The organism is Marinomonas pollencensis, assembly GCF_003387375.1.
Taxonomy (GTDB): domain Bacteria; phylum Pseudomonadota; class Gammaproteobacteria; order Pseudomonadales; family Marinomonadaceae; genus Marinomonas; species Marinomonas pollencensis.
Genome location: NZ_QUNG01000010.1, coordinates 86,189 through 109,438 on the forward strand (window position 1 = coordinate 86,189; position 23,250 = coordinate 109,438).

The following is a 23,250-nucleotide window of genomic DNA, read 5'->3' on the forward strand; positions in this document are numbered from 1 at the left end:
TTGGCCTTTGTTATGAGGTAGGCCACCATTATTGCGCTTTTCACTGCCTGTAAGAAGTGTTTTTACAAGTTGTATCTAGTAGAAAAAAAGAAGATATCGGAAAGGAGTGTAAAGAACAGAAGTTAAGTTGATTCTGTTCTTTACACTTAGGGATTCTAAAGCCGATCAGACAAATTTCGAATCAGTTCTGCGCCAGGCAACTGACTGGCTAGACCACAAAGCCAAACATAGGATCTGTGTAATGGGTAACCGCGAAAGATCCAACGTTTTCTAAGTTGATTAAAGTTTTTGAAAAACGCCTCTTTATGACCTGTTACAGGTTGATCACAAACGGAATTCCAACCTTTGTAAACACCCGATAAGTCAGCACCACGCATGTAGCGTTGTAACCAATTTGGAAAGCGAGAGAAAGTCATCGAAGACTGAAAATCAATAAAATAGGGTTTACCGTCTTTTCCTAAAATCACATTACCTAGGTTACGTAAATCTAAATGAACTAAACCACGGCGGTGCATTTCAGAGACCATGTGTTCCAGTTGATTAAAGAAGGCTTTCGGCACAGTTTCGCCTTTTTTACTCAAGGTGCGTAATGGCACACCTTCAATGAAAGCATAGGCAATACCAATCGAAGATAAGCGATGAAACTCATCACTCACACCATCCATACCTTGTAAGCGTGCTAACGCTTTATACTCTTGATTAATAAACAAACGCGCAAATGTTTTGCGAACAAGCCAAGGGCTGTGCTGAAAATCTTTGATCACTAGATCTGTTTCGTCATCTTTATAACGGTACACAATGGCATTGGCAAAGCGCCCTTTGTGGAGGACGGTTAAATTGTCCGTGTGAAAGTCACGACCTGGAAAACATTCACCTAATTGTGAAATCAGTATTTGCTCGTTCATTGTCTAAATCTACGTAAGTAATTGCCTAGACAACAATGTTAACAAACGTAAATGAGACTAAGTAGGCAGCAAGGTGAGAGTTACCCTTTGTTACTGATTTCTTTCAAATTGTTCAAAAACCTTAGCAGAAGCGTGCTTAATTGATCTCTCTCTTGATAAGAAAAACCGCCCAACGCTTTCTCAAACACATCATTTACCTTAGGCCTAATATTAGGCAGCAGTGCATTCCCCTTGGCGCTTAAACTCAAATACATTGAGCGCTTGTCCGTTGCAGACGGACTTTTATCCAACAAGCCCTTCCCCTCAAGACGAGACAGTAATCGGCTCATTGCGCCTCGATCATAATCCATTTCGGCAGATAAATTCGCAAGGGTAGTTCGACCATTGTAGGCCAAAATCATGACCACACGATATTGGGCAGCGGTTAACCCTAATGTGGCAAGCGCGGCATCTATTGAAGCAACAACGTCCGCTTTGGCCGCTGAAATCAATAATCCGAAATCCGCTACTGCTTGTCGCTTTTCTGGCAGATTATGTCGTAACTCAAATGGCCTCAATCTCATTCCTCACTATAACCTAATGCTTGTCTACGTGTGGCACTCCACAAACTTGATAAACATAGGGTAAACGACAGAAAGCGAAAAAAATGTTAACCCACACGCATCAGCAAAATAAGGACTCACAAAACACCACCTGGTGGCGGTGATTAAAAAAACGGCTACATAAGATTACTGACAGTCAGCAAGAAGTTGGTTAAGATTGCATCAATCTATTTTATTGATGTACTAGAAAAGGCGACTCTCAGCCCAAGGTCAGATGTATGCAAATCACCAATTCGCCATTTAACTATGCCCACACAGGACTTACCAATAGTCAGACTGGGCTAAATGAAGCAAGTCAAAAAGTGGCTGATGCGGCGACACAAACCACCAGCAGTGATCCATCCAACCGATCAGGCAGTCAAATTCAAGATGGTTTGATTCAGGCAAAAGAAAGCGAGCTAAATGCAAAAGCAAATGCTCGTGTAATCAACAGTGCAGACCAAGCTATTGGCTCATTAATTGATATTCGAGTTTGACCGTCAGTTAGCCTGCCAACAAATCGGCCATGTCTTCAGCCGCTAAAGGACGTACCACGCGAGCGATTTCTTTGCCCTCTTTTAAATATATTAACGTTGGCCAAAGTTTTACACCAAATACCCTTCCTAGCTTTTTCCCTTTGCCATCAAATACTTTGATATGGCATAAAGAACGAGCAGAGAGCTCAGCGGCAATCACTGGAGCACTGGCCTGACAATGCCCACACCAAGGAGCACCAAACTCAAGCACAGCATCAGCCGTTAATTGCTCAATTTCTTCTATGGTTGGGGCTTGCTCTGAATACTCAGGGTTAAATCCCTGTTTTGCCGCACACATCTCAGTCATCACATAATCCTATTAAACTGCGCCGTAAGCGCCATACCAAAGAATGGCAAAAAAGTGGCAAACTGTCCCTGATAAGACAAATAGGTGCCAAATCAGGTGTGCATAACGTACCCGCGAGTCAAGCGCATAGAACAACACGCCTAAGGTGTACAAAACACCACCTAACACCAGCAGTATCAGACCTTGGGGAGCCATAAGCTCGACTAATGGCTTGATCGCAATCACAATCAGCCAACCAAGCAGCACATACAAAACCGTCGACACAAAAGGATGTTTGGCTTTACCAAAGGCCTTTAACAGCACCCCCACAGCAGCAAGTCCCCATACAGAAACTAAAATTGACCAGCCCCAAGCTCCTCTCAACACCCCGAGCATAAAGGGGGTATAGGTGCCAGCAATCAAAAAATACACGGCGGAATGATCCACCACTCGAAACAGGTTTTTAACCGATCCTGCGGGCGCAGCATGGTACAAGGTAGAAGAAAGGTACAATAAAATCATGGTTGCGGAAAAAATGCTGACGCCAACGACAAAGCTTGTGTCGGCATGATTAACCGCATTGATAATCAGAAACGGCGTCCCTATTAATGCAGCTAACAAACCAATTCCATGACTGATACTGTTGGCGATTTCTTCGCCAAGCGATTGCTCTCTTTTGGCGGGAGCTAACACATCTTCCATTGGTGCTCTCCATCGATCTCTAAACCCTTTTTTGGGTTTGCTCTTAATAAACAGACTATTCAGATTAAGGCTTAGTCTTGCTAAGCCTTAATCACGCTCCATTATTAAGATAATGTATTGCACTTTTAATAATAGATTGTCTTTTTAATCTATTGTGGAAGCGTGCACTTCCATTTGTTCGGCAAGCAAAAAATCTTTCTCAGATAGGCCTTCAACATCTTCTGTGGTCAGTTGTATATAAACTTCATTATAGTTATTAGACCAATCTGGGTGGTGATCCATTCGCTCCGAAATCAATGCACACTGCGTCATAAAACCAAAGGCTTGTTGGAAGTTTCGAAAAGTGAAACTGGATGTTAACTTTCCATCTTTGATAATCCAATGTCCCTGGGTCGATTTATTAAGCTCGCTTAGGGAGCTTTCGATCTCTTCTTGTGTCAGTGCTCTTAATGGCATAAATACCTCCAAAGGCTGTTCTTATATGCATCTCTTTATCCAGGCTGTCATTTTGTTCTCCAGCTATAAATGAAGTATTGGAGTTCCAAAACATGAATTCAATCACCTGTTATAAAGATCACTCTAGTTGCCGTTTTCTTGCCTCTTGGGAGGCTATATGGTGACCCCGTCACTTTATATTACAAATCTTTCTAAAACGTTAATCTCCCTGATTTTTACCTCTACTACGAACCTATTACGCTTTGAATGCTCTTGCAATAGAGACAGTCGCCTTTGCATTTTTAATCTTATTTAACACAAGCTCTGGCTCACTACAGGTAGCCTCTTTTGCGGCAAATAACGCCGCAGATTCTGCCACACCATATACCCCAACGGTTTTAAAAATATAGTCAGAGCGGGTACTCAACAAATCCGCCATAGGCGCTAATTGCTGAGCGCTGTAGGTATGAAATGCCCAGTGATATTTTTCTGCCAAGCGTATTAAATTCTCTTCATCGGCCTTGATATCAATACTACTCAAAGAGTCTATATCACTCGGGGTTAAGCCTTGCTGGGACAAAGCTTGCAACATTAACTCTTCGATATAGTCCAACGGACAACCACGCTCACACCCCATACCTAGGGTATAAACAGGATTTAAATAGGCTTTTGCTGTGGTCATTACTAACTGGGCACCAAGGCCATCAGCCAGTTGCGCCCCCCAATCATTCGCCCCGCCTTCGTGACCAGACAACAGAGGAATAACAAATTTGCCCAGTTCATCTAACACCAAAACAGGCGGGTCTTGACGCTTGTCTTGTATCACAGGTGCCAAGGTGCGCATGACAATTCCCGTGGCACAAATAAACACCAAACGTTCACCTTGCTGAAACGCCGTTTGCACCTTGTCAGCAAAGGGCTTGGGCTTGTAAGTCAGCACGGCATCAGGCCACAGACGCACTATGCGCCGCCCTAGCTGTTCTCCGGCTGGCGTCAAGGCAATAATACGAATCAACGTGTGCCCCGCTCACTTTTGGTTACCACAAATAAGGAAAAGTATGGCCCCGCTTTGTCTTCTAAGACGCTAACGTCTGGCACTATGCGCTCATTGTCTCGACCTATGTATTCAAGATACTTGGCGTCTTGTAGGCGATTGGTTTTACGCAGAGCGGCCAGAATACGAGGTCGCGCACGACCCGCCTTCATAATAACGACGCTATCGTGTTGCTCTAAAGCGGTATCAATTTGCAACGCTGAATGACGCCCACTGACCACGGCAAATGACTCTTTCAATACTGTTAATGGGTGATTTAAAGCTGATGATGCGGCGTTAATAGAGGAAACGCCTGGCACGACTTGGCAACGAAACTGGCCTTCGAGACGCTCTAATAAATACGCAAAAGAGCCAAAAAACAATGGGTCGCCTTCGCACAAAAAGACCACATCACGACCTTTTTCTAGTTCAGAAGCTATCGCATCAGCCCCTGCGTCATAGGCTTTATTCGCCTCTTCACGGTCCGTCGACATGGGCATCACAATGGCAATTTCATTTTGTTGACGAGTTACCTCTGCGAACGCCTCGCTGGCAATATTCTTTGCTTGTGAATTGCCTTCAGCATTTGCAAGGTAACTCACTACGCTAGCACGCTGAATCAAACGCAGTGCTTTTAAAGTAATTAATTCAGGGTCTCCTGGACCCACACCAACCCCTATAAAGCGTCCTTTTGTTTGTTCATTTGATGTCATTTCGACCACGCTCATTACTTGGTGTCCTTTTGTATATTGGTTGCCGTTGACGTTTTTATAAATAAAGATAAAGTCACAGGCAAATTGGGGCGGTAGAGCCGTTGTCCGGCTAACAGGTCTTGCTTTGCGACAGCCAGTTGCACACTCTGTTCTTCTGCATCTTCGGCTTGTTCACGTAGTGTCGAAAAGTGCATTAGCTGGTACTTGCTATCCTCAGTCACAGCACTCACCATTAAACGGCCACCCAGTGGTAGGCAACACCATACTTGTGCCATCAAATCGCTCAACTCGCCATCACTACCACCAATAAAGACCTTGTCTGGCAATGGCAAATCCGCTAATGCGGCCGGTGCACGCCCAGCCACAAGGGTTAAATTCTGAGTAACCCCGAAGCGTGATTGATTTGCCTCTAAACAGGCTAAACGCTTGGCATGATGTTCAATGGCGATCACTTTGCTGTTGGGGTGCCAATACGCCAACTCCACACTTACACCACCACAGCCAGCACCAATATCCCAAACGGTGTCACCATCTTGAAGTGACAAATAAGACAAAATAACTAGCCTGACTTCACGCTTAGTAATCATCCCTTTGCCATCACCTTTGTCGGTGACAAAGGCGTTGTCCGGTATCCCTGGTGCGCTAGGGTAAACACTGCTTTGCACTTTATTTGAACTGCTGGTTTTCACCACAACCACATTTAATGGGTCAAATGACGGTGCACTTTTAGCAAGCAAATCCGCCACAGAAAAATGGCGTACTTGTTCTTTTTCATAGCCCAATGCTTCACAAACAATGAGCTCACTTTGGTCTAACCCTGCGGCCACACACTCAGCAGCAATTTGCGCTGGCTGGCTGTATTGATCGGTTAACAACACAAGGCGTTTATTGGCCTGTAATGAGCGGCGTAAATTTGACAGAGGACGGCCATGTAGACTCACCACATGTACATCTTGTAGCGACATTCCCAAACGGTGACAAGCGGCTTGAATACTGGATACATTAGGGTAAAAACTTAGTGTATGGGAAGATGCCTCACCAGCAAAATTACGCTCAAGCCACGCCCCTACGCCATAAAACAAAGGGTCTCCAGAAGCCAATACCACCACTTGCGACGCACCTTGGTGTTGCCATTGCTCAAACTTGGCAGCCAATTGAGATAACTTAGGCAGCACTTCAATCTTGGCTTGGTGACGATAGTTAGCCAGTGTGTCATGCTGCCTTGGTGAGCCTAACACAATATCTTGTGGCGTTAGATTCGAGAGCACACTTTGCGCTTGAAGGTTTAACGTTACGTACTGCGCAACTCCTAGACCAATTACATGAATCTGCATTAATAGTACTCGCCCAAATTACAGCGTAACAACGCATTACAACTCGCTGAGGTAACCGCACTGCCGCCCATACGCCCTAATAAAGTAATGCATTCAATGCCTAACTTCTCATGGGCGTCCCACAAGGCTTGCTTGGATTCAGCGGCGCCCACAAAGCCCACCGGCATGCCTATAATAAGCGCCGGTTTTGGCGCTCCTTGCTCGATCATTTCTAACAATCGAAATAACGCCGTTGGCGCATTGCCGATCAGCACCACACTGCCTGCTAATGAATCAGTCCACAAACTTAATGCCGCCATAGAACGGGTTTCATTACGATTTTTTGCCAGCATGGCCACCGTAGGATCATTCAGAAAACACAAGGGTTCACGCTCTATCATGCGCTTAGTCACCCCTTGTTTGACCATTTCCACATCGCACAAAATCGCCCCGTTATTGGCCAAGGCCTGACGCCCTGCTTGGGTCGCATTGGCACTAAAACGCACCGACCCGGCCACATCAGGCAAGCCCAAACTGTGGACAACTCGCATCACTACTTGCTGCTGATCTTGCGTCAATGAAGACAGGTCAGTGAGTTCTCGAATTTGGCGAAAGCTGTCTTTTTCAATGGCTTGAGGGTTATGCTCATAGTCTTGTTGATCTGGCACTTTTGGACCTTTTTTACTGGCTATTTGGTTAATTGAATGGGTCACTGTTGATTGTCTTTTTGACCAAGGTTGGACACACCACAAGCACTTAAACAGGCTTGCAAACAAGCCTTAGTGTCACTAAATTCTTCATCGGCCACGGCTAACTCAGGACGTTCATGGAGCAACACAGGTATGCCTAACTCACGGGCAGCCTCAAGCTTGGCATAGGTGGCCAAACCACCGCTGTTCTTGCTCACTATCACGTCGACATTATGGCCAAGCAGCAACTCACGCTCATCTTCTAAGGCAAAGGGGCCGATGGCTTTAATCCATTGAACTCGCTCTGGCAAAGCAAATTTTGCGGCCACTGCAGTACGCCAAATAACAGACGTGAGATTATCATTTTTGAGAATCATTCTCAATAAAGGTTCAGATACTTGCCCGGCACTGAGTAGAGGCGTGTGAAATTCTTTTAACGCTGACAGGAGCTGGGTGTCATCGTCATAATAGCGCCAATCATCCCCAGTTACCGGTTGCCAAGCTGGACGGTGAAAGCGCCAACAAGGAATCCCACTTGCACGCGCTGCGGCAACGGCTTTGCCGCTCATGGTTTGTGCATAGGGATGGGTCACATCCAATATAAGGGTGATTTGATGATCTTTAATGTATTGGGATAAACCGCCAAACTGAGTAAATCCGCCCACCACCAGCTCACAATCTACTTTCGGCACGCGTACTAAACCCGCTAGGCTATAAACCACACGCACACCCGCTTGATGCAAGGCATCGGCCATACGTCGGCCATCCGCGGTACCACCTAATAACAAAACCTTCATCGGGAGCCTCTCGCTTGTGGGACTTCTGAGGAAACCTCATTAGATTGGTGGTGATCGCTGGCATAGCCGACAAACTGGCCGCGACGATCTATCGCCCACACTTCTAAATCCATATGCGCAGGAATGTAATGACGAGCAAAGCTCAATGCCTCCGCACACACAGCATCTGCCAAAGGAAGACCTACTTGCTGCGCAAACTTGAGCGCTTCAACACTGGTATTAGACTGGCTCATTCTCTCTGCCAGCTCATCATCTGCTCCCAGCGTTTGTGCCAAAGCCGCCAGAGCCGCAAGATCGATGCTTGATACTCGGCTATTTAAATCCATATGCTGCTGTGCCAACTTACTGATTTTACCAAAGCCACCACATAAACTCAGCTTGGTTAATTTTGCACTGCCGTCACGCTCTAATTTTCGCACGTGCTTTAATACCGCGCCGACAAAGTCTCCCATTTCAATCAAGGCCATATCATCCAGCTGATAATGGGCTTTAATAGCGTCTTCACTGGCATTACCTGTGGTGGCCGCAATATGAGTAATGTCATTAGAGCGTGCAACATCAATCCCCTGATGAATAGAAGCGATGTAGGCGGCACAAGAAAACGGCCGCACAATACCAGTGGTACCTAAGATAGAAATCCCCCCTAGGATTCCCAACCGCGGGTTCATGGTTTTCTCGGCAATCTTGGCACCGTTCAGCACCCCCACCGACACCTCAAAGCCCCCTTGATAATCATACAGCTGGGCAATCGATTCTAAGTGCTCTGTCATCATTTTTCGCGGCACCGGATTAATCGCCGGCTCGCCTATGTCTAATAACAAGCCGCTGCGCGTCACAGTACCGACCCCTTCTGCGGCCAGAAAACGCACACCTGATTCAGCACACAAACTAAGCTCAACAAAAATAGTGGCACCATGGGTCGCATCAGGATCATCCCCCGCGTCTTTGATGGTGGCGGTGCGCACACAGGTGTCGTTGCGACGATAATGTTCAATCGTCAGCTCTACCACCTGACCCTTGGGCAAGGTGACGCTGACTTTTGGGTCTTGTCGCTGGGAGAAAAGCGCCTGAGCCGCCGCCACGCAACAGGCTGTCGCACAGGTACCTGTGGTCAATCCAGTACGTAATGGGGCGGGAGTTTCAGCGCTTTCAGGCCACATACTAGGCGCTCTCTTCCAAACTTTTTACACCTGAGAAAAGCGCTGCCACGGCCTCCAAGTTCGATGGGAAGAACAAGTGCAGATAGCTGGCGGTTAGACCCTGTTGTTGATATATCGCCTCGCCCGGGGCTGGATGACGTTGGCGTCGCCCATGACCCACTGGCTCAGGCGTGTTCTCACTGCGCGATCTATGGTGAGCATGGCCGCGAATATCCCCTTGAGGAATAACCGCTGTCTGCATACCTTGGCAACCACGCTTACCGCGCATTGCCCCTTGGCCAGGTAATATCCCTAGCATAGGGTAACAATGCCCTTCTAAATCCGTAAGCTCTTCTAAGCTGTACAACATGCCACCACACTCTGCGAGGATCGGCTTGCCCGTGGCAAAAAACGCCTGCAAGGCCGTGCGCATGGCGGTGTTTTCAGACAAGGCCTTTGCGTGTAATTCTGGGTAACCACCTGGCAACCAAAGGCCATCGGCTGGCGGTAAAGAGGCGTCCTTTAATGGCGAGAAAAAGACGATATTCGCCCCTAAACTTTTTAACGCATTAAGGTTGGCATCGTAAATAAAACTAAAGGCAGCGTCTTTTGCTACTGCGATGGTTTTACCTTGCAAAGACTGCTTGGCAGGAGGCTGGGAATAATCTTGCTGAGCAGGATGGAACGCCACCGCCTCAGGTAAACGCAATAAGCCTAGGTCGTTGGATTGCTGCAACCAGTCCACTGCTGCTTCAAAACGCACTTCAAGCTCATCGGCGACTTCTTCTGCTTGCACCAAGCCCAAATGACGCTCCGGAAGAGTGACTTCTTCATCGCGCTTAAGGGTCGCTAATAACGGCAATGACTCAGGCAAGGCGTCACGGATTAGTTCAGCATGACGCTCACTGCCACAACGGTTAGCAATAAGCCCAGTCACGGAGACATCATCGCGAAAGTTGGCCAAACCGGTCGCTAGCGCTGCCGCGGTTTGCGCCATGCCTTTTACGTCCATCACAATCGCCATAGGAATGCCAAAACGAGCGGCCAGATCAGCGCTTGATGGGTCTCCATCAAACATGCCCATAGCTCCCTCAACAAGAATCAAATCGGCGACTTGTGCCGCTTGATACAAACGGTCTTGGCAATAATCATCCCCGGCCATCCAGATATCTAATTGCTCAACGGGTTGTTTCGATGCTTGAGCCAGTATTTGTGGGTCTAAGTAATCTGGGCCGGTTTTAAATACACGCACCACTTTACCTTGCTTAGTAAAATACCTTGCCAAGGCAGCTGTAATGGTTGTTTTGCCTTGGTTCGATGCTGGCGCGGTAAGAAAAATAGCCGGGCAATAGATGGTTTCTTGACTCATGATGTTGTCTCTAAAAGCGAATCTAATAATAGGTAATCTGCGCCAAGCTGCTGCGCGATTTCGGCGCCTCGGCCGCGTTTAATCTGTGCCTTTTCAGTGTCAATCAAGGTGCACTGCCCGAGCAGTGCCTTAGGGCCGTTGGCTGAAAACTCCGTCACATCCGCTTGCGTCCTACCATCGGTCAGTATGTAGGTTTGACTCACCAAGCCCGTCGTCGCTTTGTGCTGTTGCGCCAAATATTGACTGACTTTCTCAATCGCCAGACGAAACGGCGTTCCCCCTCCCGCGGCCAACTGATTAAGCCGCTCCAAAATTTCTTTGGGAGCACGCACTTTCGGCAATATTGACGATACTTCCTGTTGCCCAAAACCAAGAATAGCCATTTGCTCTCGAGCCAAATAAGCTCGTTGTGCTATGTCTAAAATAACCCCTTTGGCATTAGCAAAAACACCTTGTGCCAATGTGGAAGCCGAGGTGTCTATCAAAACCAGATGCAAAACAGGTAAACCGGCATGGCGTTTTTTAGCCAATAACTGACTCGGGGGCCAATTCTGTGGCTGGCGGATAATGCTTCTAAACCAATCAACGCCCTCCCCCGCCATAGTCGCATCAGGTCGATAGCCGCCCAATGCCTTACCTCGTTGCTTTCCCGGCGTCACCTCGCTTAAGGCCGCCGATGATAGCGTGGACGCGTCTGCCGAGCGACTTGTAGTCACACTAATACGCTCACTCGTGGCTTGCTGCTCTGTTGGCATACTTCCCCAATCGCCTTGCGAATTCGGCTCTTCTGAAGACGCAGCGGTATTATCTGGCCGTGAATTTTGTGGACGTCGCGATGGCGGCATTGAAGGTGGAGGAGAAGACCTAGGTGCTGGCGGTTGAGCTGGGCTGTCATGACGACGATGGGCCAGCACCAAGGCTTCTACTGCTTGAATATCATCAATCGACACAGTACTCGCACCTCGCCATGCGGCATGGGTCATCGCAGCTCTTACCCAGACAATGTCCGCGCGCACGCCATCTACCTGAGCGTCTTGGCAGCGGCTCGCAACCTCCATCCGCAGATCGTCAGTACAGCGCACTTTTGACAAACCATCTCGTGCGATTTGAATGCTGTTTTTTAAATTGCGCTGTTTGTATTTGAAGGCTTCACAAAAGGCTTTGGGGTCTTGGTCATATTCATCCCGTAGGCGCACTATCTGCACTCGCTCTTCCAGGCTGTATTGGTTATCCAAAGCCACCATCAAGCCGAAGCGATCTTGCAATTGCGGGCGTAATTCCCCTTCATCTGGGTTCATAGTACCCACTAATAAAAAGTGCGCTTCATGCTCGTGGCTGACACCATCGCGCTCAATCCGATTAACCCCACTGGCAGACACATCGAGCAGTTGATCGACCAAGTGATCACTGAGTAAGTTCACTTCATCAACATATAAAACGCCACCATGGGCACGACTTAATAAACCCGGTTTAAACGCCACTTCTTTCTCTTGCAACACCTGCTCTAAATCTAGCGCACCAAGCAATCTGTCTTCACTGGTGCCTAATGGAAGCGTCGCAAAAGGCACCAGCTCATTGCCTTGTAAAGCGGGCATCACACCGGCTAAGCCACGGGCCAGCGTCGATTTCGCAGAACCTCGCGGACCACTGATCAAAACACCGCCTATTTTAGGGTTGATGGCCGCTAGAATAAGCGCCAGTTTTAAACAATCTTGCCCTGCGACTGCAGTAAAAGGAAAGTTGCAATGGGCTAGGCTGCTCATGGTATTACCTGTGGTTAAGTGAATGTAAAGGGAATCCAGTAAAACCGCCTATTGTAGGCGTTTTTACTCTATGTTGTCTCGTTTGAACCTTATCCGTGGCCTGAAATTATGTCAAACGCAAAACATGAGGCTAAAGATGAATCAAAAACAACTTACTATCACAGCGACTAAGCTTTCACAGCTGCGGCGCTGTGGATCCACTTTCTTCGCGCGTCCTTCTAGACAAACAGCCTTACCCTTTTGACCGATATCGCTTTAGTACACTGCCAGTCAGTTTCACCCATCGAGAGCACAATGCATGGTGTTGTTCATACCATCAGGCGAGCTAAAACAATGGCTTGTCTGGTTTCTATCAACATAGGCACTCATCACGACCGTCCAAGAAGTGATGGACCCCCTTGACCTTTGACTAATGTCTAAGGTTTATACTTAGCTAAATCGTTTTTAAAGAGACAGTCTTATGTACCGTATTGGCGAACTTGCAAGCAGCTTCAAGGTAAAAAATGACACTTTAAGGTTTTACGAAAAGCACGGGCTTTTAACCCCCTCCCATCGTTCTGAGTCTGGCTATCGACTTTATACAGAGCAAGACAAAAAAATATTGTCTTTTATCCTTCGCGCCAAAACCGTTGGCTTCAGCCTAGCCGATATTCATGAGCTATTGTCTATTGAAGTAGACAAAGACAACAACGCTTGCGCCGATGTCAAAATAGTTGTCGATGCTAAACTGGAAGAAGTTGAAAGAAAAATCGCCGAACTTAGTCACTTCCAGAAATCATTAAAACAGCTGTCTGATGCCTGCTGTGGAGGCTCTGGAAGCGCGGCTCAGTGCACCATACTTGAAGCGCTGGAATCGGACATAAATAACCTTCGTCCAGAACATCATCATGATGAACAGGAGTGAACACTGTGTCCTTATTAACGCATTTCATTGATCTTTTCTTGGAGTCGGCACCCTGGCTGTTGTTAGGGTTTATTCTGGCAGGCTTGCTAAAAACTTTTGTCCCTATGAGCTGGATAAACAAACAACTTGGCGGGCACGGAATGAAAGCCACAGTCAAAGCTGCGCTTCTTGGTGCGCCATTGCCGTTATGCTCTTGCGGAGTCATCCCCGCCGCAGTAGGGCTACGTCGCGCGGGAGCTTCCAAAGCATCAACCACGTCTTTTTTGGTATCGACACCTGAAACAGGTATTGACTCAATTACCGTGTCCTACGTGTTACTCGGGCCTTTTATGGCTATTATTCGCCCTATCGCCGCGGTGTTTAGTGCCATTCTGGCAGGGTTATTGGTGGGTCGAGATGACAATGATGGCGCCCCTAATACAAAATCAGCCACGCCAGTTAATAACAAGGAAGGGAGCTCGTGCTGTGGAACTAGCACAACCGCAGAGCCGTCTTGCTGTGGCACAGCCAGCACAGCTGAAGCCTCTTGTTGCTCAAGCCATGATACGCCAGTAAAGTCTGCCAGCATCATGGCTAAAATTCGCTCAAGTCTTCACTATGCCGCCACAGAGCTATTAGACGATACCGCACTTTGGTTATTAGTTGGTTTGGGCTTTGCTGCCCTAGTACAAACCTACATTCCTGATAACTTTCTGGCTTCATGGGGGAATGGCTTATTAGCCATGTTTGTTATGGTGTTGATATCCATCCCCATGTATATCTGTGCGACCGCATCGACGCCCATCGCGGCAGGCCTTTTATTAGCCGGTGTGGCACCAGGTCCAGTATTGGTTTTTATGATGGCAGGCCCTGCCACTAACATTGCGACTTTGGGTATTGTCGCCAAAGAGCTCGGTAACAAAGCATTAGTGGGGTATTTAACTGGTGTGTTAGGTGGGGCTTTTCTGTTTGCTTTCCTCATCGATTTCCTTATCACCAAGTTTGATATTTCAGTGGTGCCTCAGATTGGGCCTGAGCTCTCCTTATTACCCGGCTGGGTAACGTTATCGACAGGAATTCTACTCGCGTTTCTCATGGTTATTTCTTTAACAAAGCAGCTGACCAAAAAGCTCAGCTAACAGCACTCTCTTTTGCACTAAGGCAACAGCCTGAGTCGATTTGAATAGTAATATCAGGCTTGCTTCGCCAGCTAACATAGTAGCCACTCACACCCGCCTAGCAGATTAGTTTTACAGTTTATGAATCAATCTGCTAGGCAAAGGTAAGACGGTTATGCTGGCTTAATTTCCTGCGCCTTAGCCCACTTTGGCGGGCGATGATAGCGTCCGACCACAGAACTCAGAAAAGCAAAGGCTAACAAAGAATATCCGATACTTTCTGCTTTTAACGCCACTATCGCCACTGCAAAAACCAGCAAATCAGCCAGTAAAGTGGTTTTACTTGCATGAATACCATAACGGCGCTCTAAATATACTGAGAGGATATTTAATCCCCCTAAAGAGGCATTGTGTCGAAATAAAATAATCAGACCAAACCCCACCAGCAAGCCACCTAAAGTGCCGGATAAAATAGGGTTCATATCAATCGAAACAAAGTGCCTCATTAATTCAGAAAGCGCCGATAGCAAGCTGATACTAATAAAAGTATTTATGGTAAAAGTGCGGCCTAGGGTACGCCATGCGAGTATATAAAAAGGAGTGTTGAGCAAAAAGAATAACTGCCCAAAAGACAGATCGGTTAGCTGCCGCAGTATCATACCGATACCAGCGGTACCACTAATCAGTAGACCAGCAGAGTTTAGTATATGTATGCCTAAAGCAACCAATACACAGCCTTCAAAGATAGAAAGCCAACGGTGTGTTACGTTCATGATAAGTCCTCAATGCCCGTATTAACTTTTGATTAATCACGGAATAGCTAGCGTTCGCTTCTTGTGAAAGCGCTTAACGCTGAGTAAATATTCACCCAGCATTTCTGCAACGTATGCATAACACATACCAAAATTGATCGCTGTATTATCCACAAACTGAGGCATTTATCACCTATTGCGCCCCACCCATGGACCTTTACTTTTTTAACGCCCAATAGAGGTGCATTTAGACCATAAAAAAACCCCGTAGTGAAGCATCACTACAGGGTTTTAAAAGACACAATAGCGTCTTGATTAACGTGCTTTTACCTTGGACTTACGGCGCTTCGCTGCTGGGCTGCCATTGTTAGGTGCCGAGCCTGCTCGAGAAGACGCACTTCCAGATGCTTTACCTGACTTATGACGCGCTTTCGCTGCCGCCGCATTCTTCGCCATAGTTGGACGATTCGAGGTATGAGAAGCCCCTGTTTGTTGTCCCGCTTTTGGCTTCGTTGGGCGGCGTGGCATTTGCTTATCCTTGTCTTCGGATGGCACCAACTTATTGTCACCATTACCGATCAAATCTGCGCGCCCCATTTTTATCAGAGTATTACGCAAATCTTTCCAGTTATTCTGGTCATGGTAGCGTAAGAAGCCTTTTTGCACTGTGCGTTGCTTATAATCCTTTGGTGTATAAACATCTTCACTCTTATAAGTAACCGGTTTTAGCGGGTTCTTACCTGAATGATACATAGCCGTGGCTAATGACATTGGTGACGGGTAAAAGGTTTGCACTTGGTCCGGTTTGAAATCATGCGTCTTCAGCCAAAGAGCGAGATTCATCATATCTTCGTCTGAACTGCCCGGGTGAGCCGCTATAAAATACGGAATCAAATGCTGCTTCTTGCCCGCTTCTTTAGAATATTTATCAAACATTCGCTTAAAGCGATCATAGGTGCCCATGCCGGGCTTCATCATTTTCGACAAGGTGTCTTTTTCAGAGTGCTCTGGGGCAATCTTTAATAAGCCACCCACATGATGAGTGACCAACTCACGGACGTATTCAGGGTCCTCAACGGCTAAGTCATAACGCAATCCAGAGGCAATAGAAACCGTATGAATCCCCTCTACAGCTCGTGTTTTACGATACAGCTGAGTGGTAGGACTATGATCCGTATTTAAGTTTGAACAAATCGTTGGGTAAACACAGGACAACTTACGACAAGAGGCCTGAACCTCATCGTCGTTACAATTGAGGGTGTACATGTTCGACGTTGGTCCACCTAGGTCAGAGATATGACCGGTGAAGCCTGGCACTTTCGCCTTAATGTCTTCTATTTCGTTAAGAATAGACTCATGTGAACGGCTTTGAATAACCCGCCCTTCGTGCTCAGTAATCGAACAAAAAGTACAACCACCAAAACAACCACGCATAATATTAATCGACGTTTTGATCATATCATACGCCGGGATACGCGCTTTTTTGTATTTTGGGTGTGGCACCCGAGCATAAGGCAAATCAAACACTCCATCCATTTCAGGTGTTTCCAATGGAATCGGAGGTGGATTGACCCAAATTTCTTTTTTGCCGTGCTTTTGGATCAAAGCGCGAGCATTGTGCGGGTTCGATTCAAGGTGCAAAATACGCGAAGTGTGCGCATAAAGAACAGGGTCTTTAGAGACTTTTTCAAACGACGGCAAACGGATGTAAGTCGTTTCGGCATCCAACTTTTCACCACGACGCAAGGGTGCGGGAATCACTCGGATTGGCATAACATCAGGATCTTGATCGCTCTCGCCTGTCTGACATTTGCCTTCTGGAATGTATTCATAAGGGCTGTAAATTTGATCGACTTTACCAGGCCAATCCACTCGCGTTGAGTCAATTTCTGTATAACCACCTGGAGGTGCATCTCGCACAATAGTGGTTCCGCGAATATTGGTTAGCTCTTTGATCGTTCTACCCATTGCAACTTGATGCGTGACTTCCAGCATGGCACGTTCAGCATTACCGTAAAGCAAAATATCCGCAGTAGAATCAATCAAAACTGAACGTCGAACTTCATCACTCCAATAGTCATATTGCGCTATACGACGCAGGCTGGCTTCAATGCCACCAATCATCACCGGCACATCATGAAATGCTTCTTTACAACGCTGAGAATAAACAATAACAGCTCGGTCGGGGCGCTTACCGCCTACACCGTAAGGGGTATAAGCATCATCGTTACGAACTTTAAGATCTGCGGTATAACGGTTTATCAAGGAATCCATGTTCCCTGCCGTAACACCAAAATACAGGTTAGGACGACCCAGACGCATAAAATCTTCCGTATTACGCCAGTCTGGCTGGTCAATAATACCGACTCGATAGCCTTTAGACTCTAACAAACGTCCCAGTACTGCCATACCAAAACTTGGGTGATCCACATAAGCATCCCCTGTGACGATAATTACATCACAACTGTCCCAGCCAAGCTGGTCCATCTCTTCTCGGGTGGTCGGCAAAAATGGGGAAACACCGTAACATTCAGCCCAGTAACTTGGGTATGAAAAAAGATCGGCGGCAGTTTTATGTCGTTTTGTCATTGGCAGCTCTTGGTATCGACGTAATCACGATGACATCACGACATGTGCATTACGAAGATACATAGGTTATCGGGGGATTTTTCCGGCATTATCCCAGAAAAGCTCTTCGGTATACAGCGCCAATGTGTAAAGCTGTTCAGAAGTCGTTACGCTGGCACAATATGCCAAATGCTCTCTTCAAAGAAACCATAGCCTTGATCTTTATATTGGGTATTGGTTTGCACCAAATCTTCAGAGGCAATTTTTTGAATTTTATCCCCCCACATTTGACCAATTTCTTCATGAGTTACAGAAAATGGGGGCCCTTGATTGTCTCCATCGTAACGCAACGAGATGAGCAATACGAAAGCAGAAGCGGTGAGCAAAGAAAGGGTATGAGAGACATATTCTGCTCGTCTATCCGCAGGCATAGCCACCATAGCAGCACGATCATAACAGGCATCAAAACCTGTTTCAGTGAAGGAAAAGAAGTCGCCTTCTACAATCCTTAAAGACAAGCCTTCTACCGTATGGATTTTAAGATCACCCTCTTGGTGCGTGCTATACACCAAGTCATTGTCACCCAAAAACTGTACCACTGCTAAAGAAGATAGCTCGACTCCTGTCACTTGATAACCCTGCTCAGCCAACCAGATCATATCATTTGATTTGCCACATAATGGGACCAACACTTGGCTGCCTTTTGGCAAATCAGCCCAGTAATCCATCAGCCGAGGATTAACCCCTTCTTTATGGAAACCAATTCGCCCTGTTTTCCAGCGGTCCAACCAAAATTCGTTTGTTATTACACCGGTTTCATTCAGCATCATCTTATCTCTATCCTAGGCAACTTTAAGCACTTGTCGCCGATTATTATATCTTCGACAATAGGTTAAAATGGGTAAACCTATCTAATCCTAACAAATAATATTGCTTCAAATCTCTATTTTTACACCTTAAATACGACACTTTTTATACGGAAAAATTATGTCTTTAGAAAATGCACCAGCCCATATCAAGTTAGCGATTGATTTAATTGCTCTTCTTGAAGACAACCAAATCGACAATCAGGTAGCAATTGATGCCTTAACACTCGCTTTAAAAGACTTTGAAGCCAAAAAGCAAAAGCTGGCCGCTAACTAGATGCTGGTATCTGTTCTACTGGGTGCTCATCGCTAAAAAAGCGTACAAGCACACTTTTAGGGACATCTGAAATATGCCCATATTGCCATCGCGGACGTTTGTCTTTATCCACTAATAATGCGCGAACGCCTTCTTTAAAATCGCCATGCGCACAACATGCGACTGAGAGCTGAAGTTCACGTACAAACACAGACTCTAGACTTTTGTCCTGAGCCCACTCCAATTGCTCGACAATAATGTGAGCGGACAATGGACTGCCATGTAAAAAGTTCTGCTTGGCTTTTTGCATGCTGGGGCATTCAGGAAGATAAGACAACATGGCAGCATAAACGTTCTCAATGGTCCCAGACATTAAGGCCTTAATTGTTGATTGTTGTGTTGTCAGCTCCGGCTTCAGCAGTGGCAACTCATCGGATTGTGAGTAGGTAAATAAGATCTGCTCAATAATCGCTGTGACTTTTTTCGGGTCGAGTTCCGCCATACTCGCTTGTGAGAAAGCCGCCATTAAATGATCACGGTCTTCTGCCATTAAATAATGGGTAGCTAACCCTAACTCACACGCATCAGTGGCAGACACTTGATAACCCGTTAAGGCAAGAAAACGCGCCATCTCTTTACTTTCGAGCTGATTTAAAAAATAACTCGCGCCCACATCTGGGTATAAGCCAATGCTAATCTCTGGCATTGCCAGCTTGCTCGATGGCGTCACTATTCGATAACGGGAAGCCATCATCAAGCCCATCCCTCCTCCCATCACATAGCCATCCCCCCAACAAATAACCGGTTTAGGGAAGCTCTTTAAGAGGTAATCCAATGCATATTCATCTTCAAAGTAACGATGGGCAAAACACGTATCGTTAGAGGCCTCTAGGCTGCGATAAACATCGACCACATTACCGCCAGCACAAAATGCTTTGTCTCCTGCTCCCTCCAGCCACACTGCGACGAGATTCTGATCCATTCGCCAACTCTCTAGCTGGTTTAGCATTAGCGTAATCATTTCCATGCTTAAAGCATTCAATGACGCAGCGTGGTTAAGGCGAATAACCCCTAACTTATAATGCCCAGCAAAAGACTGAGTCTGGAATTCAACAGGACTAACCATAAAGCCCTCCTTTTTTATTGTTATTGGCTTCATTAAGAAACTACCTCATGCTTAATTGGCAAGCAACGAAACAATGATTGATTAAGACAAAAGTCGCACTCAGCGATTCCTTAATGTGGCTAGAAAAGACAAGCCCTAAAACAAAAAAACCCCTTCATTTAAATGAAGAGGTTTTCGCGACATCAGTCAAGCTTACACCACTATTTTTTCGGTGCGAACGGGTTTTCCGATGACTTAAATTCAAACGAAATAGGCGTCCCAGTGATGTTCAAAATAGTACGGAATTTGTTTTCCAAATACTTTTTATAACTGCCAGGAAGCGAATTAGTCTGGTTACCATGAACCACAATACGCGGCGGATTAGATCCCCCTTGGTGAGCATAACGCAATTTAATACGACGGCCATTTACCATAGGTGGCTGATGCTCAGAAACCGCATCTTCTAAAATACGAGTTAGACGGTTTGTCGACCACTTAGAGTAACAAGACTCATAAGTTGATTCGATCGTATCGTATAAATTACCGACATCCGTTCCGTGTAAAGCAGAGATATAATGCACTTTCGCATAGGGAACAAAGCCGAGACGACGCTCTACTTCACTCTTAATGTGCTCACGCTCATCTTTCGCCAAACCATCCCATTTATTCACAGCAATAACAACACCACGACCGGCATCCAATACATAGCCTATCATGTGCAGGTCTTGCTCCACCAAATCTTCATGGGAGTCAATGACAACAATCACTACGTTAGCGTCTTGAATCGCTTGCAGGGTTTTGACAATGGAAAATTTCTCGACAGCTTCTTTAACGTGTTTACGACGACGCACCCCTGCGGTATCGATCAAGGTGTATTCCTTTTCATTACGAATATAAGGAATATAAACACTGTCACGAGTCGTACCAGGCATATCGTAAACCACAACACGGTCTTCACCTAGCATGCGGTTTACTAGGGTGGATTTACCCACATTGGGGCGTCCAACCACGCCAATACGAATACCACGAGAACCAAGCTGAATTTGGTTTTTCGCTTCTTCAACTTGCTCAGCAAACGGCAGCATGACTTTATCAATTAAGATATGCACGCCTTTACCGTGAGCCGCGGCTATTGGCAGCAGTTCACCAAGCCCCAATGAATAGAAATCTGCTAAGGCAATATCTTCATTAATGCCATCCGTCTTATTGACCACAAGGTAAATAGGCTTATTCGAACGGCGTAAGTGGTTGGCAATCATTTCATCAGCAGGGTTAAGGCCATGACGACCGTCTACCAGAAAAAGTACCGCATCCGCTTCTTCTATTGCGAGAAGAGACTGGCGCGCCATTTTTTCATCAATACCTTGCTCGTCACCACTGATACCACCAGTGTCAATAACGATAAACTCATGCTCACCCGCTTTACCATCGCCATATTTACGATCTCGCGTTAGACCTGGGTAATCGGCTACCAAGGCATCACGCGAGCGTGTCAGACGGTTAAAAAGGGTCGACTTTCCAACATTGGGTCTACCTACCAATGCAATAACTGGGATCATTTTTTTACCTATAAAAATACAAAGCGGCCACCACTCCTTTTAGGAGTGGCAGCCTCTTTAAAATCGCTAAAAAAGAAATCAGGTCGATTTCAATAGCTCAATGCCGTGACATCTGAGTCCGGTGTCAATATAAACAGCTGATTACCATCCGCTACCATACGACTGCCTGGAGCAACATCATCGTTCGCAATATCACGCCCTTTTACTATCCCTGTTTTCAGATCAAGTAAATGAACATAACCACCGCGATCCATCACCGCAACATAATCTCTAAAGAACTCTGGTGTAATCAGGTCTCGCTTTGCAAGGGTTTTGTTTTCCCACACTTGCGAGCCATTTTTGGCATTTAAAGCAATCACATTGCTGTCCAAATCCACTGCAACAAGAAGACCATCTCGCACTGCAACGCCTACCGCACTCGGAATGCTACGCTGCCAGATCGGACTGCCTTTTTGCAACGACAAGGCGGTTACTGTGCCATTGTACGCCGCGGCATATACCACACCATCTTTAACCACCAAACGACCGTCTACGTCACTCAAGCGTTCAACTTCGTAACGGCCTTCTGGTTTGCCTACTTCATAGGCCCAAAGCTGTTTACCGGTTTGCAGGTCAAATGCCTTTACTTTGCCATCTGAAAAACCTGCTAATACCTTACCATTAATGATAATAGGCGCACTTGTACCACGGACTGTCAATGCAGGCAAATCCTCTTTTGCTCGCCATAGCACCTGCCCATCCTTGGCAGACAAAAGACTCAACCAACCATCGGCCGTTTGCACTGCTAATTTACCATCATAGTACGCGGCTTCAGACAGGACTTCAGAACTTAGTTTCTGAGTCCATTCCACTGTTTTTTTGTTCAATGAAACAGCAACTAGCTGACCTTCATAAGTACCGAAATAAACATTATCGGCATCACGAGTCACACCTGAGCTGGGGTTATATTTGGTTTCGATATGAAGCACTTCATCGCCGTCTTTTTGAGACAACTGATAAACCGAACCCTCTCGAGTAACGAAGAATAAATCGTTATCTTGCGCGACTAGGTTATAACGCTCGCTCGTCTCACCAAAATCACCGTCAACACCAGTTCGCCACGAAGTGTCTAAATCCACCTCGCTATCAATGGAAGCAGGGCTAGGCAGATCTGGACGGGAGCTGGCACAACCTTGAAGCATTAAAGCCGCTAATATAACACCAGTAACAAGCGTTTTACTCATAATTAACCTTTAACCAAGTCTTTGAGTTTAATGTCTAGCAATGGGTGTTTCACACTATTGCCCAACGCTTCACTGGCCTTTTGATAAGCCACTCTCGCTTCCTCACGCTTACCTTGCTTGAGATAAATATCACCGGCAAGTTCTTGACGTTGTGCAAGAAATTCAGCAAGCGTCACCTGTTCTAGGGTGGCTAATGCAGCACTGTAGTCTTCTTTTTGTATCTGAAGTTTAGTGATACGTAAGTTGGCAATAGCGATAAAAGACGCATCTTCCGTTTTTGAAATGGCGGCTTTTAGATCTGCAATGGCTTCATCATAGTTGCCTTTTTGAGCATCTAGTCGAGCAGAAAACAACTGACCAAACATGGCATAACCAGTATCGTCATAATCATCTGTTAGTTGCTTAGCAATAAAGGCAACCGTTTTCTGATTGTCTTCTTTGCTCAAATCGGCAGCGGCTTCAATCATATTTTGATACAAAGCAGACGCTTCACTTAAATGATCAGCTTGGCTTTTTTGCCATGCTTGCCAGCCGAAATAACCACCGACACAAACGGCAATCGCAATAATTAAGACAGTGCCATTCTTTTTCCACCACTCTTTAAACGCTTCAATTTGTTCTTCTTCAGTCTTTAATTCAGACACGTTTTATTCCTCGTT

The 23,250-nt window shown here is 46.2% G+C and carries 24 protein-coding genes; 4 read left to right on the forward strand and 20 right to left on the reverse strand.

All coding sequences use genetic code 11. The annotated features are described in order from the left end of the window. Window positions 1–155: 155 nt before the first annotated feature. Window positions 156–905, reverse strand: a complete 750-nt coding sequence (locus DFP81_RS13815) for an RIO1 family regulatory kinase/ATPase domain-containing protein (RefSeq protein ID WP_115898483.1) — start codon at window positions 903–905, stop codon at window positions 156–158. An 80-nt stretch (window positions 906–985) separates the two neighbouring features. After that, a complete protein-coding gene (locus tag DFP81_RS13820; RefSeq protein WP_115898484.1) occupies window positions 986–1,468 on the reverse strand; it encodes a MarR family winged helix-turn-helix transcriptional regulator in 483 nt (160 codons plus the stop codon). Between the two features lie 257 nt (window positions 1,469–1,725). Between DFP81_RS13820 and DFP81_RS13825 the strand changes: the two genes are divergently transcribed. Then, window positions 1,726–1,983: a hypothetical protein gene (locus DFP81_RS13825; protein ID WP_115898485.1), complete on the forward strand. Its 258-nt coding sequence runs from the start codon at window positions 1,726–1,728 to the stop codon at window positions 1,981–1,983. A 7-nt stretch (window positions 1,984–1,990) separates the two neighbouring features. On the opposite strand, the gene DFP81_RS13830 is transcribed toward DFP81_RS13825, so the two are convergent. The 11 genes from DFP81_RS13830 to DFP81_RS13880 all read right to left on the reverse strand — a co-directional run bounded on the left by DFP81_RS13830 (window position 1,991) and on the right by DFP81_RS13880 (window position 12,261). Next, entirely contained in the window at window positions 1,991–2,329 is a 339-nt protein-coding gene (locus tag DFP81_RS13830; protein WP_245959171.1) for a thioredoxin family protein, read from the reverse strand. A 12-nt stretch (window positions 2,330–2,341) separates the two neighbouring features. Next, window positions 2,342–3,010: a PAQR family membrane homeostasis protein TrhA gene (gene trhA, locus DFP81_RS13835; protein ID WP_115898486.1), complete on the reverse strand. Its 669-nt coding sequence runs from the start codon at window positions 3,008–3,010 to the stop codon at window positions 2,342–2,344. Between the two features lie 144 nt (window positions 3,011–3,154). Further along, the gene (locus tag DFP81_RS13840; protein ID WP_115898487.1) at window positions 3,155–3,466 is read right to left on the reverse strand and encodes a 4a-hydroxytetrahydrobiopterin dehydratase; all 312 of its coding nucleotides are present in this window, start codon (window positions 3,464–3,466) and stop codon (window positions 3,155–3,157) included. A gap of 235 nt (window positions 3,467–3,701) precedes the next feature. Next, complete coding sequence (locus tag DFP81_RS13845) at window positions 3,702–4,460, reverse strand: cobalt-precorrin 5A hydrolase (protein WP_115898488.1); 759 nt, start codon at window positions 4,458–4,460, stop codon at window positions 3,702–3,704. After that, window positions 4,457–5,206 carry a precorrin-2 C(20)-methyltransferase gene (gene cobI / locus DFP81_RS13850; RefSeq protein ID WP_245959172.1) on the reverse strand — a complete coding sequence of 250 codons (750 nt, stop codon included), beginning with the start codon at window positions 5,204–5,206 and terminating at the stop codon, window positions 4,457–4,459. The genes DFP81_RS13845 and cobI overlap by 4 nt, the downstream gene beginning before the upstream one ends. Further along, complete coding sequence (gene cbiE, locus DFP81_RS13855; protein WP_115898489.1) at window positions 5,206–6,525, reverse strand: precorrin-6y C5,15-methyltransferase (decarboxylating) subunit CbiE; 1,320 nt, start codon at window positions 6,523–6,525, stop codon at window positions 5,206–5,208. The genes cobI and cbiE overlap by 1 nt, the downstream gene beginning before the upstream one ends. Next, window positions 6,525–7,217, reverse strand: a complete 693-nt coding sequence (locus DFP81_RS13860) for a precorrin-8X methylmutase (protein ID WP_425453667.1) — start codon at window positions 7,215–7,217, stop codon at window positions 6,525–6,527. Before DFP81_RS13860 ends, cbiE begins: the two co-directional genes overlap by 1 nt. Continuing rightward, on the reverse strand, window positions 7,214–7,990 hold the full coding sequence (locus DFP81_RS13865; protein WP_115898490.1) for a precorrin-6A/cobalt-precorrin-6A reductase: 777 nt from the start codon (window positions 7,988–7,990) through the stop codon (window positions 7,214–7,216). The genes DFP81_RS13860 and DFP81_RS13865 overlap by 4 nt, the downstream gene beginning before the upstream one ends. Then, a complete protein-coding gene (locus tag DFP81_RS13870) occupies window positions 7,987–9,150 on the reverse strand; it encodes a cobalt-precorrin-5B (C(1))-methyltransferase (RefSeq protein ID WP_115898491.1) in 1,164 nt (387 codons plus the stop codon). The genes DFP81_RS13865 and DFP81_RS13870 overlap by 4 nt, the downstream gene beginning before the upstream one ends. A gap of 1 nt (window position 9,151) precedes the next feature. Continuing rightward, window positions 9,152–10,498, reverse strand: a complete 1,347-nt coding sequence (locus DFP81_RS13875; protein ID WP_115898492.1) for a cobyrinic acid a,c-diamide synthase CobB — start codon at window positions 10,496–10,498, stop codon at window positions 9,152–9,154. After that, the gene (locus DFP81_RS13880; protein WP_115898493.1) at window positions 10,495–12,261 is read right to left on the reverse strand and encodes an ATP-binding protein; all 1,767 of its coding nucleotides are present in this window, start codon (window positions 12,259–12,261) and stop codon (window positions 10,495–10,497) included. Before DFP81_RS13880 ends, DFP81_RS13875 begins: the two co-directional genes overlap by 4 nt. Window positions 12,262–12,721: 460 nt before the next feature. Here DFP81_RS13880 and zntR point away from each other — a divergent pair, with 460 nt between their 5' ends. Further along, entirely contained in the window at window positions 12,722–13,165 is a 444-nt protein-coding gene (zntR, locus tag DFP81_RS13885; RefSeq protein ID WP_115898494.1) for a Zn(2+)-responsive transcriptional regulator, read from the forward strand. Between the two features lie 5 nt (window positions 13,166–13,170). Beyond that, window positions 13,171–14,283 carry an SO_0444 family Cu/Zn efflux transporter gene (locus tag DFP81_RS13890; protein WP_115898495.1) on the forward strand — a complete coding sequence of 371 codons (1,113 nt, stop codon included), beginning with the start codon at window positions 13,171–13,173 and terminating at the stop codon, window positions 14,281–14,283. 152 nt (window positions 14,284–14,435) lie between these two features. Here DFP81_RS13890 and DFP81_RS13895 read toward each other — a convergent pair whose 3' ends face one another. The 3 genes from DFP81_RS13895 to DFP81_RS13905 form a co-directional block, all read right to left on the reverse strand. Continuing rightward, window positions 14,436–15,035 carry a DUF6198 family protein gene (locus DFP81_RS13895; protein ID WP_115898496.1) on the reverse strand — a complete coding sequence of 200 codons (600 nt, stop codon included), beginning with the start codon at window positions 15,033–15,035 and terminating at the stop codon, window positions 14,436–14,438. Window positions 15,036–15,329: 294 nt separating this feature from the next. After that, on the reverse strand, window positions 15,330–17,603 hold the full coding sequence (locus DFP81_RS13900; RefSeq protein ID WP_115898497.1) for a YgiQ family radical SAM protein: 2,274 nt from the start codon (window positions 17,601–17,603) through the stop codon (window positions 15,330–15,332). A gap of 146 nt (window positions 17,604–17,749) precedes the next feature. Further along, window positions 17,750–18,412, reverse strand: a complete 663-nt coding sequence (locus DFP81_RS13905; RefSeq protein WP_245959173.1) for a class I SAM-dependent methyltransferase — start codon at window positions 18,410–18,412, stop codon at window positions 17,750–17,752. Between the two features lie 157 nt (window positions 18,413–18,569). On the opposite strand from DFP81_RS13905, the gene DFP81_RS13910 reads away from it, so the two are divergent. Beyond that, window positions 18,570–18,725, forward strand: a complete 156-nt coding sequence (locus tag DFP81_RS13910) for a DUF2496 domain-containing protein (protein WP_115898498.1) — start codon at window positions 18,570–18,572, stop codon at window positions 18,723–18,725. Here DFP81_RS13910 and DFP81_RS13915 read toward each other — a convergent pair. The 4 genes from DFP81_RS13915 to DFP81_RS13930 all read right to left on the reverse strand — a co-directional run bounded on the left by DFP81_RS13915 (window position 18,718) and on the right by DFP81_RS13930 (window position 23,235). Then, window positions 18,718–19,830, reverse strand: coding sequence for an enoyl-CoA hydratase/isomerase family protein (locus tag DFP81_RS13915; RefSeq protein ID WP_181903099.1), 1,113 nt, complete (start codon window positions 19,828–19,830; stop codon window positions 18,718–18,720). The two genes, DFP81_RS13910 and DFP81_RS13915, sit on opposite strands and share 8 nt — an antisense overlap. Window positions 19,831–20,030: 200 nt before the next feature. Beyond that, entirely contained in the window at window positions 20,031–21,368 is a 1,338-nt protein-coding gene (gene der / locus DFP81_RS13920) for a ribosome biogenesis GTPase Der (protein WP_115898500.1), read from the reverse strand. A gap of 89 nt (window positions 21,369–21,457) precedes the next feature. Continuing rightward, window positions 21,458–22,591, reverse strand: coding sequence for an outer membrane protein assembly factor BamB (bamB, locus tag DFP81_RS13925; protein ID WP_115898501.1), 1,134 nt, complete (start codon window positions 22,589–22,591; stop codon window positions 21,458–21,460). Between the two features lie 2 nt (window positions 22,592–22,593). Beyond that, a complete protein-coding gene (locus DFP81_RS13930) occupies window positions 22,594–23,235 on the reverse strand; it encodes a YfgM family protein (protein ID WP_115898502.1) in 642 nt (213 codons plus the stop codon). Window positions 23,236–23,250: the final 15 nt, after the last annotated feature.

Coding starts and splice junctions, on each gene's coding strand:
- zntR (WP_115898494.1), top strand. CDS start 12,722: ATGTACCGTATTGGCGAACTTGCAAGCAGCTTCAAGGTAAAAAATGAC.
- DFP81_RS13840 (WP_115898487.1), bottom strand. CDS start 3,466: ATGCCATTAAGAGCACTGACACAAGAAGAGATCGAAAGCTCCCTAAGC.
- DFP81_RS13875 (WP_115898492.1), bottom strand. CDS start 10,498: ATGAGTCAAGAAACCATCTATTGCCCGGCTATTTTTCTTACCGCGCCA.
- DFP81_RS13825 (WP_115898485.1), top strand. CDS start 1,726: ATGCAAATCACCAATTCGCCATTTAACTATGCCCACACAGGACTTACC.
- bamB (WP_115898501.1), bottom strand. CDS start 22,591: ATGAGTAAAACGCTTGTTACTGGTGTTATATTAGCGGCTTTAATGCTT.
- DFP81_RS13895 (WP_115898496.1), bottom strand. CDS start 15,035: ATGAACGTAACACACCGTTGGCTTTCTATCTTTGAAGGCTGTGTATTG.
- DFP81_RS13905 (WP_245959173.1), bottom strand. CDS start 18,412: ATGATGCTGAATGAAACCGGTGTAATAACAAACGAATTTTGGTTGGAC.
- DFP81_RS13865 (WP_115898490.1), bottom strand. CDS start 7,990: ATGAAGGTTTTGTTATTAGGTGGTACCGCGGATGGCCGACGTATGGCC.
- DFP81_RS13870 (WP_115898491.1), bottom strand. CDS start 9,150: ATGTGGCCTGAAAGCGCTGAAACTCCCGCCCCATTACGTACTGGATTG.
- cobI (WP_245959172.1), bottom strand. CDS start 5,206: ATGAGCGTGGTCGAAATGACATCAAATGAACAAACAAAAGGACGCTTT.
- DFP81_RS13915 (WP_181903099.1), bottom strand. CDS start 19,830: ATGGTTAGTCCTGTTGAATTCCAGACTCAGTCTTTTGCTGGGCATTAT.
- trhA (WP_115898486.1), bottom strand. CDS start 3,010: ATGGAAGATGTGTTAGCTCCCGCCAAAAGAGAGCAATCGCTTGGCGAA.
- DFP81_RS13815 (WP_115898483.1), bottom strand. CDS start 905: ATGAACGAGCAAATACTGATTTCACAATTAGGTGAATGTTTTCCAGGT.
- der (WP_115898500.1), bottom strand. CDS start 21,368: ATGATCCCAGTTATTGCATTGGTAGGTAGACCCAATGTTGGAAAGTCG.
- cbiE (WP_115898489.1), bottom strand. CDS start 6,525: ATGCAGATTCATGTAATTGGTCTAGGAGTTGCGCAGTACGTAACGTTA.
- DFP81_RS13910 (WP_115898498.1), top strand. CDS start 18,570: ATGTCTTTAGAAAATGCACCAGCCCATATCAAGTTAGCGATTGATTTA.
- DFP81_RS13900 (WP_115898497.1), bottom strand. CDS start 17,603: ATGACAAAACGACATAAAACTGCCGCCGATCTTTTTTCATACCCAAGT.
- DFP81_RS13830 (WP_245959171.1), bottom strand. CDS start 2,329: ATGACTGAGATGTGTGCGGCAAAACAGGGATTTAACCCTGAGTATTCA.
- DFP81_RS13820 (WP_115898484.1), bottom strand. CDS start 1,468: ATGAGATTGAGGCCATTTGAGTTACGACATAATCTGCCAGAAAAGCGA.
- DFP81_RS13880 (WP_115898493.1), bottom strand. CDS start 12,261: ATGAGCAGCCTAGCCCATTGCAACTTTCCTTTTACTGCAGTCGCAGGG.